The 14,753-nt window shown below is 71.7% G+C and carries 16 protein-coding genes; 9 read left to right on the top strand and 7 right to left on the bottom strand.

Features of this window, described 5'->3' with window-relative positions; all coding sequences use genetic code 11:
* Positions 1-60: 60 nt before the first annotated feature.
* Both ACVW19_RS01720 and ACVW19_RS01715 read left to right on the top strand, forming a co-directional pair.
* Positions 61-1,350, top strand: a complete 1,290-nt coding sequence (locus tag ACVW19_RS01720) for an FAD-dependent monooxygenase (RefSeq protein ID WP_457455892.1) — start codon at positions 61-63, stop codon at positions 1,348-1,350.
* On the top strand, positions 1,347-2,255 hold the full coding sequence (locus ACVW19_RS01715; RefSeq protein WP_457455890.1) for a Gfo/Idh/MocA family protein: 909 nt from the start codon (positions 1,347-1,349) through the stop codon (positions 2,253-2,255). The genes ACVW19_RS01720 and ACVW19_RS01715 overlap by 4 nt, the downstream gene beginning before the upstream one ends.
* Here ACVW19_RS01715 and lnt read toward each other — a convergent pair.
* Both lnt and ACVW19_RS01705 read right to left on the bottom strand, forming a co-directional pair.
* Complete coding sequence (lnt, locus tag ACVW19_RS01710) at positions 2,176-3,753, bottom strand: apolipoprotein N-acyltransferase (RefSeq protein ID WP_457455888.1); 1,578 nt, start codon at positions 3,751-3,753, stop codon at positions 2,176-2,178. The genes ACVW19_RS01715 and lnt overlap by 80 nt on opposite strands.
* A gap of 71 nt (positions 3,754-3,824) precedes the next feature.
* A complete protein-coding gene (locus tag ACVW19_RS01705; protein ID WP_457455886.1) occupies positions 3,825-4,256 on the bottom strand; it encodes a nuclear transport factor 2 family protein in 432 nt (143 codons plus the stop codon).
* Between the two features lie 188 nt (positions 4,257-4,444).
* Between ACVW19_RS01705 and ACVW19_RS01700 the strand changes: the two genes are divergently transcribed.
* Positions 4,445-5,185 (top strand): SDR family NAD(P)-dependent oxidoreductase, encoded by a 741-nt coding sequence (locus ACVW19_RS01700; protein WP_457455884.1) that lies wholly within the window; start codon positions 4,445-4,447, stop codon positions 5,183-5,185.
* A 52-nt stretch (positions 5,186-5,237) separates the two neighbouring features.
* Here ACVW19_RS01700 and ACVW19_RS01695 read toward each other — a convergent pair whose 3' ends face one another.
* The 3 genes from ACVW19_RS01695 to ACVW19_RS01685 form a co-directional block, all read right to left on the bottom strand.
* The gene (locus ACVW19_RS01695; protein ID WP_457455883.1) at positions 5,238-5,417 is read right to left on the bottom strand and encodes a hypothetical protein; all 180 of its coding nucleotides are present in this window, start codon (positions 5,415-5,417) and stop codon (positions 5,238-5,240) included.
* Between the two features lie 89 nt (positions 5,418-5,506).
* Positions 5,507-6,382, bottom strand: coding sequence for an undecaprenyl-diphosphate phosphatase (locus ACVW19_RS01690; RefSeq protein WP_457455881.1), 876 nt, complete (start codon positions 6,380-6,382; stop codon positions 5,507-5,509).
* A gap of 217 nt (positions 6,383-6,599) precedes the next feature.
* Positions 6,600-7,415, bottom strand: coding sequence for a TVP38/TMEM64 family protein (locus ACVW19_RS01685; protein ID WP_457455879.1), 816 nt, complete (start codon positions 7,413-7,415; stop codon positions 6,600-6,602).
* A 49-nt stretch (positions 7,416-7,464) separates the two neighbouring features.
* On the opposite strand from ACVW19_RS01685, the gene ACVW19_RS01680 reads away from it, so the two are divergent.
* The 4 genes from ACVW19_RS01680 (at position 7,465) to ACVW19_RS01665 (ending at position 12,508) form a co-directional block, all read left to right on the top strand.
* The gene (locus ACVW19_RS01680; RefSeq protein WP_457455877.1) at positions 7,465-8,187 is read left to right on the top strand and encodes a DNA alkylation repair protein; all 723 of its coding nucleotides are present in this window, start codon (positions 7,465-7,467) and stop codon (positions 8,185-8,187) included.
* Positions 8,188-8,496: 309 nt separating this feature from the next.
* Positions 8,497-9,666: an elongation factor Tu gene (gene tuf, locus ACVW19_RS01675; protein ID WP_457455875.1), complete on the top strand. Its 1,170-nt coding sequence runs from the start codon at positions 8,497-8,499 to the stop codon at positions 9,664-9,666.
* A 108-nt stretch (positions 9,667-9,774) separates the two neighbouring features.
* Positions 9,775-10,620, top strand: coding sequence for a spermidine synthase (locus tag ACVW19_RS01670; RefSeq protein WP_457455873.1), 846 nt, complete (start codon positions 9,775-9,777; stop codon positions 10,618-10,620).
* 97 nt (positions 10,621-10,717) lie between these two features.
* Positions 10,718-12,508, top strand: coding sequence for a tyrosine-type recombinase/integrase (locus tag ACVW19_RS01665; protein ID WP_457455872.1), 1,791 nt, complete (start codon positions 10,718-10,720; stop codon positions 12,506-12,508).
* Between the two features lie 63 nt (positions 12,509-12,571).
* Here ACVW19_RS01665 and ACVW19_RS01660 read toward each other — a convergent pair whose 3' ends face one another.
* Together ACVW19_RS01660 and ACVW19_RS01655 are read right to left on the bottom strand one after the other, a co-directional pair.
* Positions 12,572-13,381 (bottom strand): hypothetical protein, encoded by an 810-nt coding sequence (locus ACVW19_RS01660; RefSeq protein ID WP_457455870.1) that lies wholly within the window; start codon positions 13,379-13,381, stop codon positions 12,572-12,574.
* A gap of 103 nt (positions 13,382-13,484) precedes the next feature.
* Positions 13,485-13,952: a helix-turn-helix domain-containing protein gene (locus ACVW19_RS01655; protein WP_457455868.1), complete on the bottom strand. Its 468-nt coding sequence runs from the start codon at positions 13,950-13,952 to the stop codon at positions 13,485-13,487.
* Positions 13,953-14,214: 262 nt separating this feature from the next.
* Between ACVW19_RS01655 and ACVW19_RS01650 the strand changes: the two genes are divergently transcribed.
* On the top strand, positions 14,215-14,418 hold the full coding sequence (locus ACVW19_RS01650) for a helix-turn-helix domain-containing protein (RefSeq protein WP_457455866.1): 204 nt from the start codon (positions 14,215-14,217) through the stop codon (positions 14,416-14,418).
* The gene (locus ACVW19_RS01645) at positions 14,415-14,744 is read left to right on the top strand and encodes a hypothetical protein (protein ID WP_457455864.1); all 330 of its coding nucleotides are present in this window, start codon (positions 14,415-14,417) and stop codon (positions 14,742-14,744) included. The genes ACVW19_RS01650 and ACVW19_RS01645 overlap by 4 nt, the downstream gene beginning before the upstream one ends.
* Positions 14,745-14,753 lie beyond the last annotated feature (9 nt).

Genomic DNA, 14,753 nt, shown 5'->3' with positions numbered 1-14,753 from the left:
CTTGAAGCCGACAGGCCGACAGGCCGACAGGCCGAGAAGCAGCGGAACCGAGGAGGAGCCGTGGCACAGGTGCTGGGGAAAGCCGCAGTGATCGGCGGTGGGATCGGCGGCCTGACCGCGGCGGCCGCCCTGCACCGGCGCGGAGTGAAGGTGACGGTGCTGGAGCGGGCCGGCTCCCTCGAGCCTGCCGGTGCGGCCATCTCCCTCGCCCCCAACGCGCTGCGCGGGCTGGACGTCATCGGACTCGGCGACGGCGTCCGGGCGCTGTCCGCCTGGCAGGGCGACGGGGGACTGCGCGCACCCGGCGGGCGCTGGCTCTCCCGGTCCAGCGCGGCGGCCGCCACCGAGCGCTTCGGCGGACCCCTCGTCCTGCTCCACCGCGCCACCCTCATCGACCGGCTGGCCGGGCTGCTCCCACCGGACACCGTCCGCACAGCCACCGCCGCGCACCTCATCGATCCGGGAGACCCCGGCGACCCCGCCCGGCCCGCCCGCGTGAGCACTCCCGAAGGCGAGCTGGAGGCCGACCTGGTGGTGGCCGCCGACGGCGTCCACTCCGCCGTACGCCACCTGCTCTTCCCGGACCATCCCGGGGCCGTGTACGCCGGCTTCACCACCTGGCGGACGGTGATCCCGCTGCCCGGCGTGCGGTTCGCCTCTCACGAGACCTGGGGCCGGGGCCGCCTGTGGGGCACCCATCCGCTCAAGGACGGCCGCGCCTACGCGTACGCCGCCGCCCTGGCCCCCGCCGGGCAGCACGCCCCCGACGACGAGCGCGCCGAACTGCTGCGCCGCTACGGTGACTGGCACGACCCGATCCCCGCCGTACTGGCCGCCGTCCGCCCCGAGGACGTGCTGCGGCACGACGTCCACCACATCACCGAGCCGCTGCCCGCCTACCACCACGGCCGGGTCGCCCTGGTCGGCGACGCCGCGCACGCCATGCCCCCCACCCTCGGCCAGGGCGGCAACCAGGCCGTCGAGGACGCGATCACCCTCGCTCACTACTTCGGTGACCTGCCCGCCTACACCGCCGCCCGGCTGCCCCGTACGACCGCCATCGCCCGCCGGGCGGTGCGGGCGGCCCGCCTGAACATGATGACCAACCGCGCCGGGATCGCCGTACGCGACACCGCGATCGCCGCGCTGTCGAAGGCCGGACCGACGCTGCTCCTGCGGAGCTTCGACGACATCGCCGCCTGGCGGCCCCCGGCGGCGGACGCCGTATCCTTTCCGGCGTCCTTTTCGACAGGCGAGGACAGAGCCCGCGCCGCGGACGACAACCGAGACCGAGATCGGACCGCGGACCGGACCCGTGACGGACAACCGCTGGAGGAGAACACCCCGTGAAGGTCGGCTGCATCGGACTCGGCGACATCGCGCAGAAGGCGTACCTCCCGGTGCTCGCCACCCGGCCCGGCGTGGAACTGCACCTGCAGACCCGCACACCCGCGACACTCACCCGGGTCGCCGACAGCCTCCACCTCCCGCACGGACAGCGGCACGCCGACCTCGACGCCCTGCTCGCCCAGGATCTCGACGCCGCCTTCGTGCACGCCCCGACCCAGGCCCACCCGGAGATCGTGGCCCGGCTGCTCGAGGCGGGCGTACCGACCTACGTCGACAAGCCACTCGCCTACGAACTCGCCGACTCCGCCCGGCTCGTGGCCCTCGCCGAGGAGCGGGACACCAGCCTTGCCGTCGGCTTCAACCGGCGCTTCGCCCCGGGCTACGCGCAGTGCGCCGACCACCCGCGTGAGCTGATCCTGCTGCAGAAGAACCGGACCGGGTTGCCGGAGGAGCCGCGCACGATGATCCTCGACGACTTCATCCACGTCGTCGACACCCTGCGCTTCCTCGTCCCCGGGCCGATCGACGACGTGACCGTGCGGGCCCGCACCGAGGGCGGACTGCTGCACCACGTGGTGCTCCAGCTCGCCGGGGACGGATTCACCGCACTCGGCGTGATGAACCGGCTCAGCGGCTCGGCCGAGGAGATCCTCGAGGTCTCCGGCCAGGACAGCAAGCGGCAGGTGGTCAACCTCGCCGAGGTGATCGACCACAAGGGCCGGCCCACCGTCCGGCGGCGCGGGGACTGGGTGCCGGTGGCCCGGCAGCGCGGCATCGAACAGGTGGTGCTCGCCTTCCTCGACGCGGTGGGCGAGGGCAGGACGCTCAGTGCCCGGGACGCGCTGGCGACCCATGAGCTGTGCGAGCGTGTGGTGCGTGCGGCGCGGGAGCGGGCCGCCGCCTGAGCCGCAGGGCCCGTATGCCCTCGGCCGCCCCCCAGACGGCCAGCACCAGCAGCGCCGCCTGCGGCGGCCAGTCGCCGAAGCGGACGTAGGGCGTGGTGCCGTGGGCGAGCGGGACGTCGTACACCTGCGCCGCGCTCGCGTCCGTGCCGAGCCGCGGGCCCACGCGCTCGCCGCCCGGGCCGTGGACGGCGGACACACCGGTCAGCGTCGCGTGCACCATCGGGCGGCCGGTCTCGGCGGCGCGCAGCGCGGCGAGCGAGGCGTGCTGCTCGGGTGCCCAGCTCTGCTGGAAGGTCGACGTCGACGACTGGGCGAGCAGCACATCGGCGCCGTCCCCGGCCAGATGCCTGCTCATGTCCGGGAACGCGGACTCGAAGCAGACCATGGGGCCGATCCGCAGGCCGCTCCCCGCGTCCATCAGCACCTGCTTCGAACCGCGCCTGCGGTCCTCGCCCGCCGCCTCGCCGACGGAGGTGGCCCAGCCCAGCAGGGAACGGGCCGGGATGTACTCCCCGAACGGAACCAACCGCATCTTGTCGTACCGGTCACCGGTGAGCCCGTCCGGGCCGACCAGCACCGAACTCTTGTAGATGCCGGGCTGGTCGGAGCGCCGCGCATCCACGTTGACCAGGAGCTCGGCGCCCGTCGCGCGCGACAGCGCCGCAAGACGCCGCGCCAGGTCGGGCCGGGCACCGAGGTCGAAACCGACGCTGCTCTCACCCCAGACGACCAGGTCGACGTCCCGGTCGGCGAGCTCCCGGGTGAGCCGCTCCTCGCGGTCGAAGCGCCGGTCCGCACTGTCCGGCCCGGAGACGACCCCCGGCTGGACGACCGCGATCCTGGTCCGTCCGTCGGCGTCCGGGAGGGGCACCCCCGCCCACGCGGCGGAGGTGACCACGCCCGTGGCGACCAGACCGGCCACGGCCGGCACCCGGGCCTGCCGCACCACGAGGAGCACGGCCACGGCCACGTTCAGCACCACCAGCAGAAAACTGAGCAGCCATGTCCCGCCGACCGACGCCAGCCGCAGCGCCGCGCCCACCTGCCACTGACTCGCACCGAGCACGCCCCAGGGGCCGCCCAGCGCCTCCCAGGAACGCACCAGCTCGACGGCCAGCCAGCCCGAGGGCAGCACGACCAGCGCGGCCCCGATCCTCCCCCGCGACGGCACCCCGCCCAGCAGCCGTCGCACCAGCCACCCCCAGGGCGCCCACAGCACGCCCAGCAGGGCCGCGAGGACGAACGTGAACACATGCAGGTTCGGCAGCAGCCAGTGGTGCATCGCGAACATGAAACCGAACCCGCCCCACCAGCCGTCGTACGCGGCGCGGCGGCCCGTGGGCGCGGAACGCGCCAGCAGAATCCAGGGCACCAACGCGACGTAGGCGAACCACCACAGGGACGGAGCGGGGAAGGCGAGGACGGGCAGGGCTCCCGCGCCCGTGGCGACGGCCGAGCGCCGCCACGGGGAGACGAGCCAGTGGCCGGACGACTTCAACGGCGCCTCCCTACCCCGCTTGTGCCTCCAGTGTGCGCCCCGGGCAAGATCCGGGACAGGGTGCGTCGGGCTCAGTGGACCACAGGCGCCGTCGGCCGGCCGGGTGGGCGTCGCCGTTTCTCCCGCACGACCACCTCGTGCAACCGCCGGCCGTCATCCGTGCGCAGCGTCGCGAACGCGTATCGCCCCCCGCACACGAAGTCCGGCGCGGCCGGTCCGCCGTCGGTCCCCGCCGGGCCCATCGGACTGACGTAGTCGGCCTGTACCCGAGCCGTGCCGCCGGTGTCCGCTCCCGGACCCCGAAGCGCACCCGCCGGTTCACGATCAGGTAGCTGCCGCACCGGAAACACCCGCAGGCTCTCCGCGAGCCACGCCGCCACCTTCCCGGCGTCGCCCTCGATGCCGCCGGCCGAGGGGTGGTCGGCCCGCCCGTCCGCCGTGAACAGCCCTCGGTACGCCTCCCGGTCCCCGGCGTCGACCGCCCCCGCGTACTCGGTGACCACCCCGCCGACGGCCGGTCGGCCGGTCCCTCACGGTCGCAAGATCCGCACGCTGCGTCAGTGGCCAGGTCTTGGCCGAGACCCGCCCGGAACCAAGGGGTGTGCGCGGATGTTCGCATCCCCGTGATGAGGTTCCCGCGGGTCTGGGAGCCTGGGGATCTTCGGTTCGGGCTCCAGGCCAGGAGGACTTCATGAAACGTCTCGTCACCGTGGTCACCGGTGGTAGCCGGGGGATCGGAGCCGCGACCTGTCTGCGGCTCGCGGGGGAGGGGCACGACGTGGTGGTGGGTTATGTGCGGGACGCCTCGGCCGCACAGAGCGTGGCCGACGGGGTGCGGGCGGCCGGCGCACGGGCCGTCACCGTGCGGGGGGACACCGCCGACGAGGGGGACGTCGACCGCCTCTTCGACGTGGCGGAGCGGGAACTGGGGCCGGTCACGGGGCTGGTGAACAACGCCGCGGTGACCGGGCCGCTGGGGCGGTTCACCGACGTCGACACCCCGACCATGCGCCGGGTCGTCGACGTCAACCTCATGGGGACGCTGCTGTGTTCGCGTCGCGCCGCACAGCTGATGACGCCCCGGGGCGAGGGGGCGATCGTGAACATCTCGTCGGGGGCCGCCACCCTCGGCAGCCCCGGCGAGTACGTCCACTACGCGGCGACCAAGGCCGCCGTCGACGCCCTCACGGTCGGGCTGGCGAAGGAACTCGGTCCGGTCGGCATCCGCGTCAACGCGGTCGCTCCGGGCGTGATCGACACGGACATGCACGCCGCCATGGGCGCTCCGGACCGGGCGTGGGAGGTGGCCGCCGCGGTCCCGCTGCGCCGCCCGGGGCAGGCCGAGGAGATCGCCGCGGCGGTCGCCTGGCTGATGTCGCCGGACGCCTCATACACGACGGGGGCGGTGCTGCGGGTGGCGGGCGGGCGCTGAAGCGCTCGTTCCGGGGCGTGGACGGGGTGCCGGTACGAGGTGGCGGCGGGGCTCAGGCCGCCTTGACGACCTCGCCTCGGATCGCCGCCGCCCACTCGACCACCAGGAGCTCGTACTCCGCGCGCTCATGGGCCGACAGGGATCCGCCCGCGCGCAGCCACAGTGCTCGGATGCGCTCGTTGACCTCAGCGGCGGACCGCACGGAACCAGGGGTCACGGAATCGGGGGACATGCCGACCAGCCTAGGGCCACGCACTGACAGTGCGCTACCGGACGGCTACCCGCCCCGTATGGGTTCGGTCACGTCCCCCGTGAGGACCCTCAGCCCGACGACTCCGCCGCGTGCGGACTCAGCACTCCCGTGGTCACCAGGACGATGATGACGATGCCGAGCGCGATGCGGTACCAGACGAACGGCATGAAGCTCTTGGTGGAGATGAACTTCATGAACCACGCGATCACCGCGTACCCGACCGCGAAGGCGACGACCGTCGCGAAGATCGTGGGGCCCCAGGTGACGTGACCGCCCTCGGTGGCGTCCTTGAGTTCGTAGAGTCCGGAGGCGAGTACCGCGGGAATCGCGAGCAGGAAGGAGTAGCGGGCCGCGGCCTCACGCCGGTACCCCATGAACAGACCGCCGCTGATGGTGGCGCCGGAGCGGGAGACACCCGGGATGAGCGCCAGGGCCTGGCAGAATCCGTAGATCAGGCCGTCCTTGACGGACAGGTCCTGGAGTTCCTTGCCCTGCTTGGGCGTGCGGTGCCGGCCGCCGCTCTCGTCCCGCGCCGCCAGCCGGTCGGCGACACCGAGGACGATGCCCATGACGATCAGCATGGTCGCGGTGAGCCGCAGATCGCGGAACGGCCCCTCGATCTGGTCCTTCAGCGTCAGGCCGAGAACACCGATCGGGAGCGAGCCGACGATGACCAGCCAGCCCATTCGCGCGTCGTGGTCCCGACGCATCTCCTTGTCGGTGAGCGAGCGGGTCCAGGCCGACAGGATCCGCCCGATGTCCTTGCGGAAGTAGATGAGCACGGCTGCTTCCGTACCGATCTGGGTGATCGCGGTGAAGGCCGCACCCGGGTCCTCCCAGCCGGAGAAGGCCGCGGTCAGCCGCAGATGCGCGCTGGAGGAGATGGGCAGGAACTCGGTCAGCCCCTGGACGAGTCCGAGGATGAGAGATTCAAACCAAGACATGAGGCAGCGGTGTCCAAGTGCCGATCGCGGAAAGGGGTGAAAGGCACGCCGAAGCACGGTGTGCGGTGATCAGGCGCGCCGGGGTCGAAGCGTAGCGCCCCAAGATGACGAACCCGACGCCAGGTGCCAGGCGGGCCTTCGGCCCCTGAAGCCGACGCGATGGTGCCAAAACGGCCATGACGTGGCGACGGCGGATCTTCCCGGAGTGCCGGAGGCGTCAACGGCCGCGCAGCCCGCGCCGCTTGCGCCACGCGATCACCGCGCCCAGCAGGCCCGGCACGGTGATGCAGGCCAGCGCGATCAGGAAGGCGGGGGACGTCGGTGTCGAGGCGCGGGCGCCGGCGACGGCATAGGCGGCGGTGTTCGGGATCGAGCCGAGCCCCGTCGCCAGCAGGAACGGCAGCAGGCCCATCCGGGAGACGGCGGCGCAGTAGTTCGACGCGGCGAACGGCACCCCCGGGAAGAGCCGCGCCGCCAGCATCGAGCGGAAGCCGTGCCGGCTCAGCTGCTTGTCGGCCGCCTTCAGCCAGCGCCCCCGCAGGAGCGGACGCAGTGCGTCCTGGCCGAGTGCCCGGCCGAGGCAGAAAGCCATCCCGGCGCCGAGCACCGTGCCGGACAGGGCGGCACCGAGCCCCAACTGGCTGCCGAACAGCGCGCCCGCGGCGAGGTTCAGCAGCGGGCGCGGCACGAACGCCACCGTGCACACCCCGTAGGCCGCCGCGTACGCCATGACCGCCGCGGCTCCGCCGAGCTGCGGCGGCCAGCCGTCGGTCAGCAGCTTCTGCGGCTCCAGGAGCAGCATCGCCGAGGCCGCGGAGGCGAGCAGCACGACCAGCAGGGACAGCCGCGACCAGGGCGACAGCAGGGCTCTGGCGCAGCGGGCGGGGAGCCCCGTGGCGGGCACGGGTGGGAGCACGGACGCCGGTGCGGGGGCGGCCGTGGGGACGGAGACGGCGGCAGCGGTGAGTTCCGTGGCGACGGCCCGGGGAGAGGCCGTCGCGGTGCCCCCAGAGCGGTTGGTGGCATCGAGCATCCGGTGACATTAACCGACGGATGTGTCCGGTCGCCGTAGTGTGCGTCTCATGAGCGTCACAGGGGCCGGAACACCCGGGGTGCCGGGGAGCAGGCTCGCCGACACCGTGCTGGATCGGCTCACCGCCACCTACGGGGCGGCGGCCGACCCGGAACGGGCCGTCGCCATGCGGGCGTACATGAAGGACGTGGCCCCCTTCCTGGGCCTGGCCACCCCGGTCCGCCGCACCCTGTCCCGCACCGTGCTGGAGGGCCTGCCCCGACCCGACGAGGCCGACTGCGCCGCCATCGCCCTGCGCTGCTGGGAACTGCCCGAGCGCGAGTACCAGTACTTCGCCGTGGACCTGCTGCGCCGACATGTGCGCCGCTGCTCCTCCGGGTTCCTGCCCGTCGCCCGGCATCTCGTCACCACCGTCCCGTGGTGGGACACCGTCGACCTGCTCGCCGCGCACGTCGTCGGCGCGCTGGTCGCGGCCGACCCCGGGCTCGCGACGGACATGGACGACTGGATCGGCGACGACGACCTGTGGCTCGCCCGCACCGCCCTGCTCCACCAGCTGCGCTTCAGGGAACGCACCGACACCGGGCGCCTCTTCGGGTACTGCCTGCGCCGGTCCGGCCACCAGGACTTCTTCGTCCGCAAGGCGATCGGCTGGTGCCTGCGCGAGTACGCCAAGACCGACCCGGACGCCGTACGGGCCTTCCTGGCGCGCGAGCAGGGGCGGTTCGCGCCGCTGTCGGTACGCGAGGCGCTGAAGAACATCGGCGCGTGACCGCCCGACTTCCGTGACCTCGCGGAAAACCATTCGACGCGGGGCGGGCCGTCGGCAATGATCGACGCCATGTTCCGGTACGCCTTCCACCTCGCAGCATCCGCGGTCGCGGATGCCCCGAAGGCTGCCGTTCCCGCTTTCCTCGCCGCTGTCGACGGCGCCCGAAGCTGACCCTCCCCGGATCGTCCGGCGGACCCCCCAGGGGGAGGGTCGGCCAGGTTCCCGGGGTCCCCGTCCCTGCCGCGCGCCGATCCGCCGCGCGGCCGGTGCCGATCACGCATCACCATCGAGAGGCTTCGAGGTACCGCCATGTCCAAGACGGCGTACGTCCGCACCAAACCGCATCTGAACATCGGCACGATGGGCCATGTCGACCACGGCAAGACCACCCTGACCGCCGCCATCACCAAGGTCCTCGCCGCGCGCGGCTCCGGCGGTTTCGTCCCGTTCGACCGCATCGACCGGGCGCCGGAGGAGGCCGCGCGCGGCATCACCATCAACATCGCGCACGTCGAGTACGAGACCGACACCCGGCACTACGCGCACGTCGACATGCCCGGCCACGCCGACTACGTCAAGAACATGGTCACCGGAGCCGCGCAGCTCGACGGGGCGATCCTCGTCGTCTCCGCGCTCGACGGGATCATGCCGCAGACCGCCGAACACGTCCTGCTCGCCCGCCAGGTGGGCGTCGACCACATCGTGGTGGCCCTCAACAAGGCCGACACCGGCGACGAGGAATTGACCGACCTGGTCGAGCTGGAGATCCGCGAGCTGCTCTCCGCGCACGGCTACGGCGGTGACTCCGTACCCGTCGTACGGGTTTCGGGACTCAGGGCGCTGGAGGGCGACCCGCGCTGGACGGCGTCGATCGACGCGCTGCTCGACGCGGTGGACACCTATGTGCCCCTGCCCGAGCGGTACGTGGACGCGCCGTTCCTGCTGCCGGTGGAGAACGTGCTCACCATCACCGGCCGGGGGACCGTGGTCACCGGCGCGGTGGAGCGCGGCACGGTCCGCCTCGGCGACCGCGTCGAGGTGCTCGGCGCCGGGCTGGAGTCGGTGGTCACCGGCCTGGAGACCTTCGGCAAGCCGATGGAGGAGGCGCAGGCCGGGGACAACGTGGCGCTGCTGCTGCGCGGGGTGCCGCGGGACGCGGTGCGACGCGGGCACGTGGTGGCCGCACCGGGCAGCGTGGTGCCCAGCGGGAGCTTCACGGCGCGGGTGTATGTGCTGTCGGCCCGGGAGGGCGGCCGTACGACACCGGTGGCGACCGGGTACCGGCCGCAGTTCTACATCCGCACCGCGGACGTCGTCGGCGACGTCGACCTCGGCGAGGCGGCGGTCGCCCGGCCCGGCGACACGGTGACGATGACCGTGCGGCTGGGACGCGAGGTGCCGCTGGAGCCGGGGCTCGGATTCGCGATCCGCGAGGGCGGTCGCACGGTCGGCGCCGGGACGGTGACGACCGTCGGCTGAACGGCGGGTGACGACGGCCGTCCGAGAGGCGGTGCCGGGTGCCTGCCCCACCCCGTACACGGGGTGGGGCAGGCACCCGGCCGGTGTCACGACGGCACAATGGGGACTGTGAACGAGCCGATACCCGTGACCCGCGCCGTCGGTCACGGCACCGCGAAGCTGATGCCCGACGTCGACCGTGAGCGGGCCTGGCTGCTGACGGTCGACGGGGCGCCGCAGTCGTACGTCGACCTGGACGAGCCGGCTCATCTGGAGTTCGAGTACATCCGGCGGCTCGGACACGTCCTGGACACCCTCGCCGAGCCGGGGCACCCGCTGGACGCGATCCACCTCGGTGGCGGCGGGCTCACCCTGCCCCGCTACCTGGCCGCGACCCGCCCCGGCTCCCGGCAGGACGTCGTCGAGTTCGACGGGGAACTGCTGGACCTGGTCGCCGAGCAGCTGCCGCTGCCCGAGGGAGCGAACGTCACGCTGCACGCGGCGGACGCCCGCGCCTGGCTGGAGGCCGCCCCCGACGCCTCCGCGGACGTCCTCGTCGCCGACGTCTTCGGCGGCTCACGGGTGCCGGCGCACCTGACCTCCGTCGCCTACGCCCGTGAGGCCGCGCGCGTCCTGCGGGACGGCGGCGTCTACCTCGGCAACCTCGCCGACGCGGACCCGTTCGCCTTTCTGCGCTCCCAACTGGCCACGCTCGGCACGGTCTTCGAGGAGCTGGTGCTGATCGCCGAGCCGGGAGTCCTGCGCGGGCGCCGCTTCGGCAACGCCGTACTGGCCGCCGCGCACCGCCCTCTCGACATCGCCGCCCTGACCCGGCGCACCGCCGCCGACGTCTTCCCCGCCCGCGTCGAGCACGGGGCGGCCCTGCGGGACTTCACCGGCGGTGCGAGGCCGGTGCGGGACGAGGACGCCGTACCGTCACCCGAGCCCCCCGACGGGGCGTTCGGCATCGGCTGAGCCGTTCGCGCTTTGACCTGCCGATATGGCTCCGCTCTGGCTGGATCGCAACCGGTCGTGGGAACACGGTGGGAACACGAGGGGCTACTGTCCGTCCATGGCGAGTGTCATTGGGCGGAGAAACAAGACCGGGGAGATCGTCAGCTACCAGGTCAAGTGGCGGGCCGGTGGCAAGCGGACCGGCGACTGGCAGACCGAGCGCTTCACTGACGAGGTGTCGGCCGAGGTCTTCAAAGATGCCGTCGACGAGGCCGGTCAGAACTGGCCCCCCGGCTGGGTGAAGGGCAAGGGCTATGTTGACCCGGAGGCCGCCGACGAGTCGAGTTACCGATTCGAGAACTGGGCCCGGCGGTCCATCGCGAACCGCACGGCAGGCGACTACTACAAGCGCCAGCGCCTCAGGTCCCTGGAGATGTACATCTTCCCCACCTTCGGCCACTGCGACATTCGGTCCACCGAGCACTTCAGCAAGGCGACGGTCGGCGCGTGGATCAACACGATGCGGCAGACGAAGGTCCGGCGCGGGGGCGGCAAGCCGAAGGACATGTCCCCGGAAACCCTGCGGGGACTGCACAAACTGCTTTCGTCGGTCCTGAAAGAGGCCGTGGTCGCCGAGCCGCCCCTCCGAAACCGCAACCCCTGTGATCTGACACGGCTCCCGAAGGACGACGATCACGGCATCGGGGACGCTGACGGCGATGACCAGATGGAGTTCATGACCCCCAACGAGGTCGCCGGCCTGGTCGCTTGCTTCCCCCGCGCCTCGGACCGGATGCTTGTACGGGCCGCGTACGGCACCGGGCTCCGGTGGGGCGAGATCACGGCCCTGGCTACCCGGCATGTACGCAGCCCGGTACGGGACAAGTATGAGGTGCGCGTGACCCGGGCGTGGAAGCGGAGGACGCCGTCGGACTTCTACCTCGGTCCGCCGAAGACGAGGTCAAGTCGGCGAACGGTCGAGATCACGGCCGGCCTGTGGCGGGAACTCCAAGAGTTCGGGCTTGCCGAGGCGGAGAAGGACGAGCTCGTGTTCTGCGGCCAGGACGGCGAGCGGATCAAGTACGCGACTTTCTGGGAGCGTTGGAACCGGGCGGTCGCCAAGGCCAAGAAGCAGGGTCTGTTGCCCGAGTGGAAGTTCCCGACCTTCCACGATCTGCGGCACTCGCATGTCGCTGTGCTGTTGTCGGACGGACACAGCTTGACCTACGTGCAGCGACGCCTGGGCCATGAGTCGATCAAGACGACCAGCGACCGATACGGGCACCTGCTGGAGACGGCGCACACGGCTGCTCTGTTGACCCTCGACCGGGTCATGGGGATTACGTCTCCGGTCGGCGCTCAATCGGCGGAGACCGACCGTGGGGCCGAAGGGCGGCGGGCTGTGTATGTCGCGCACGTCGGACTCCGACAGCTCGGGTTCTGGCAGGCCGAGCACGCCGAGGAGCTGGCGGAGCGGTGGGCGCGCGAGCGTGGCGGCGCCGTCCGCGTCGAGCGGATGAGCGCGGACTGGTGGATTCGGTCCACGGGCGGGCAGGTCGGCTCCGACAACGGGCTCAAGGCCGTGCGGGAGGAGCTGCCGGGGCGGGCGTTCGTGTGGTCAGTGGGGCTGGCGCTGTACGACGTGGACGGTACGGAGTGCACGCGGAACCCGGGGGCGCACCAGCCGGCCGGGCGGTGGGTGTGGGAGTTCGAGGAGGACTACACCGATGAGCCGTCTCATTCCGTGACCGAGTGGCGGCCGGGCCGGGAGGCGCTGACGGAGGCGCGGGCGTGGGGCTTGGACCAGGAGGCCGTCCAGGCGGCCTACGCGGTTGCTCGGGCGGACGCGGTGCGTACGTGCGGGTTCCATCCGGAGCGCGGTGTGGGGGAGAAACAGACGGTGTCCTGAAGGCAGTTACGCGTAAGGCCCAGGCGATTTCTCGCCGGGGCCTTTCCGTTCGCCGGGCCGGTGCTAGTCGCCCAGGAGGCAGAGGTCCACGAGCTTGGGCGCGTTGAGACAGATGAGTCCGCCGGAGTCCTGGTTGTCGTCCGGTACCGACGGCTGCGGATCGGGAGCCGGGACGGCCGAGGTCGGGTCCGGGTCCGGGGCGACCGGAGGCGGGGTGGCTGCGCTGCTCGTCGGCGCTGCGTCTGGCGTGGCCCCGCTGTCCGAGGCGCTGGCCGTCGGTGTTGTGTCTGCGTCGGGGGACGTCTCTGGGCTGGGAGCGTGGTCGGTGGTCGGGCTACTCGTGTCAGTCAGCGGCCTGTCGTCTGTGGTGTTGGTGTACGCCAGGTTGTCGTCCGTCTCCGCGTCGGTGCCGTCGGCGGCGTCCTGGACAGCGTTGTCGGGCGCGGTGGTCGGGTGCGTGGGGCCGGGGCCTTCCGGGGCGGGGCCGTTGTCGCTAGCGCCCATGATCAATGCCGTAGCGGTACCTGCTAGGGCGGCAACGGTCGCGGTGGCTGCGACGACATTGCGGGGGGACCGGGTGACTGCGCTGCGCAGTCGCCTGCCGAACGAGGCGATGACTGCGACGACACCGCCACCGATGTATAGCCCCAGATGCCGCTTGCGCCGAACCGGCTCCGGCGCCTCGCTCTCCTCGGGCAGCGGTTGCTGTCGCTGTGTGAGAGCGGCGATCTTCTGGGCGGTGGCCTCCGCCCGCATCTGGGTGATCATCGCGCCTTGCTTCTGCTGGGCCCGGTAGATCAGGACGATCGCCAGGACCGCCGCGCCGAGGAGCCCAGCGAGGCCGAGAAGCCCAAGAAATAAAACGTCATGCACGTATGCCCCCTGGGAAACTGCGTTCTGTCTGCTGGGGCAGCATGTGACGCTTTGTCAAGGTTTGTGTGCGTTGCGTGAAAACGTAACTATCTCGTAACATGCGTCAACTCGCGTGACGGCGCTGAATGTCCGGGTCTTGTGGCGCCCGGGAGGGTCCAGTGCGGCTGACCCGGCGAAGGACTTCTTCGTACGCATCGGGCGGCAGATCCTCGAGGAGTGCCGCAATGGCGTTGATGCGGGCGTCGCTCGCGTGCCCCGTGGCGGCCGGGGCTGGGCTCTCGGTGGTCTCCAGCTCCGCCAGGATCCCGGCAGCCTCGGCGCGGCCGGTCTCGGCGAGCTCTGTCGAGGTGACGCCAACGGCCAGACACATGCGGGCCAGGGTCTCGTCCGGCGCTCTCACCTCGATCCGCTGCCCGCCGACCGACTGGTAGCCGGCAATGATCTGACTCCAGCGGGACTTGCTGATACCTGCCTGTCTGGCCGCGTCTTCGACGCGGATCCGCTTCCGCTTCAAGGCTGCCTTGATGAGCGCGGCCTCAGGCGGAGGAGTGGGGCTCGGGCTCTTCTTCATGCTGGGAGCTTCCCACGAGTGGACTCCACTCCGCCATCCAAGACGGCGTGAATCCGTAGTGAAGTTCGTCAAGTGGACGCGCACTAGCCCACCTGGTTTACGCGTCGTGCGCCCCCTGGGGCCTACTACACACCACTACGCGACCACTACACGCCACTACGTCTAGTGGTTGCACTAGCCTCCAGTGGAGGCTAGTTTGGTCGGTATGACCCAACCGCCTGGAGGGCGCCGTAGGCGTCCGCTGAACCATGCGCCGCCTGCCGTGATCTACGCCCGCGAGAAGGCGGGCCTGACGCAGCTGGAACTCGCCGAGCGGTGCGGCGTCAGCCAACAGCTCGTGAGCAAGATCGAATCGGGAGTGCGCAACGCCACCCCGCGAGTTCTGAACAAATTCGCTGCGGCGCTCAACTGCCCCGTCGTCGTCCTTGAGGCGAAGCGTGAAGCGGCAGAGGCGGGTGCCTTGTGACCGCCTGGACGCGCAAGCACTGCGTCTGTACCGAGGTCCGGAATCTCGACTACGACGAGGCCGCCGCCGCCCTCAAGATCAAACGCCGATGGCTGGAGGACAACATCAGCCGCCTGCCGCACCAGAAGTTCGGCGCCAACCCCGCCGTCTTCTGCGACTGCGACCTCCGGCTGATCCAGGCCATGAACACCGTCATGCCGGCCGAGGCCGACGCAGTCCTTAACCCGCCTGCGGCCGAGCCCGCAAAGCCCACCATCCCCGCCGTTCCGGCCTACGCCGCCCTCCGCCCCTCGCAGGGCCGGAAGCGGCAGACCGCGGGGGTGTGACGGCGACAG

Source organism: Streptomyces sp. TE5632, from assembly GCF_054061295.1.
This window is presented reverse-complemented; position numbering and strand designations above follow the sequence as displayed.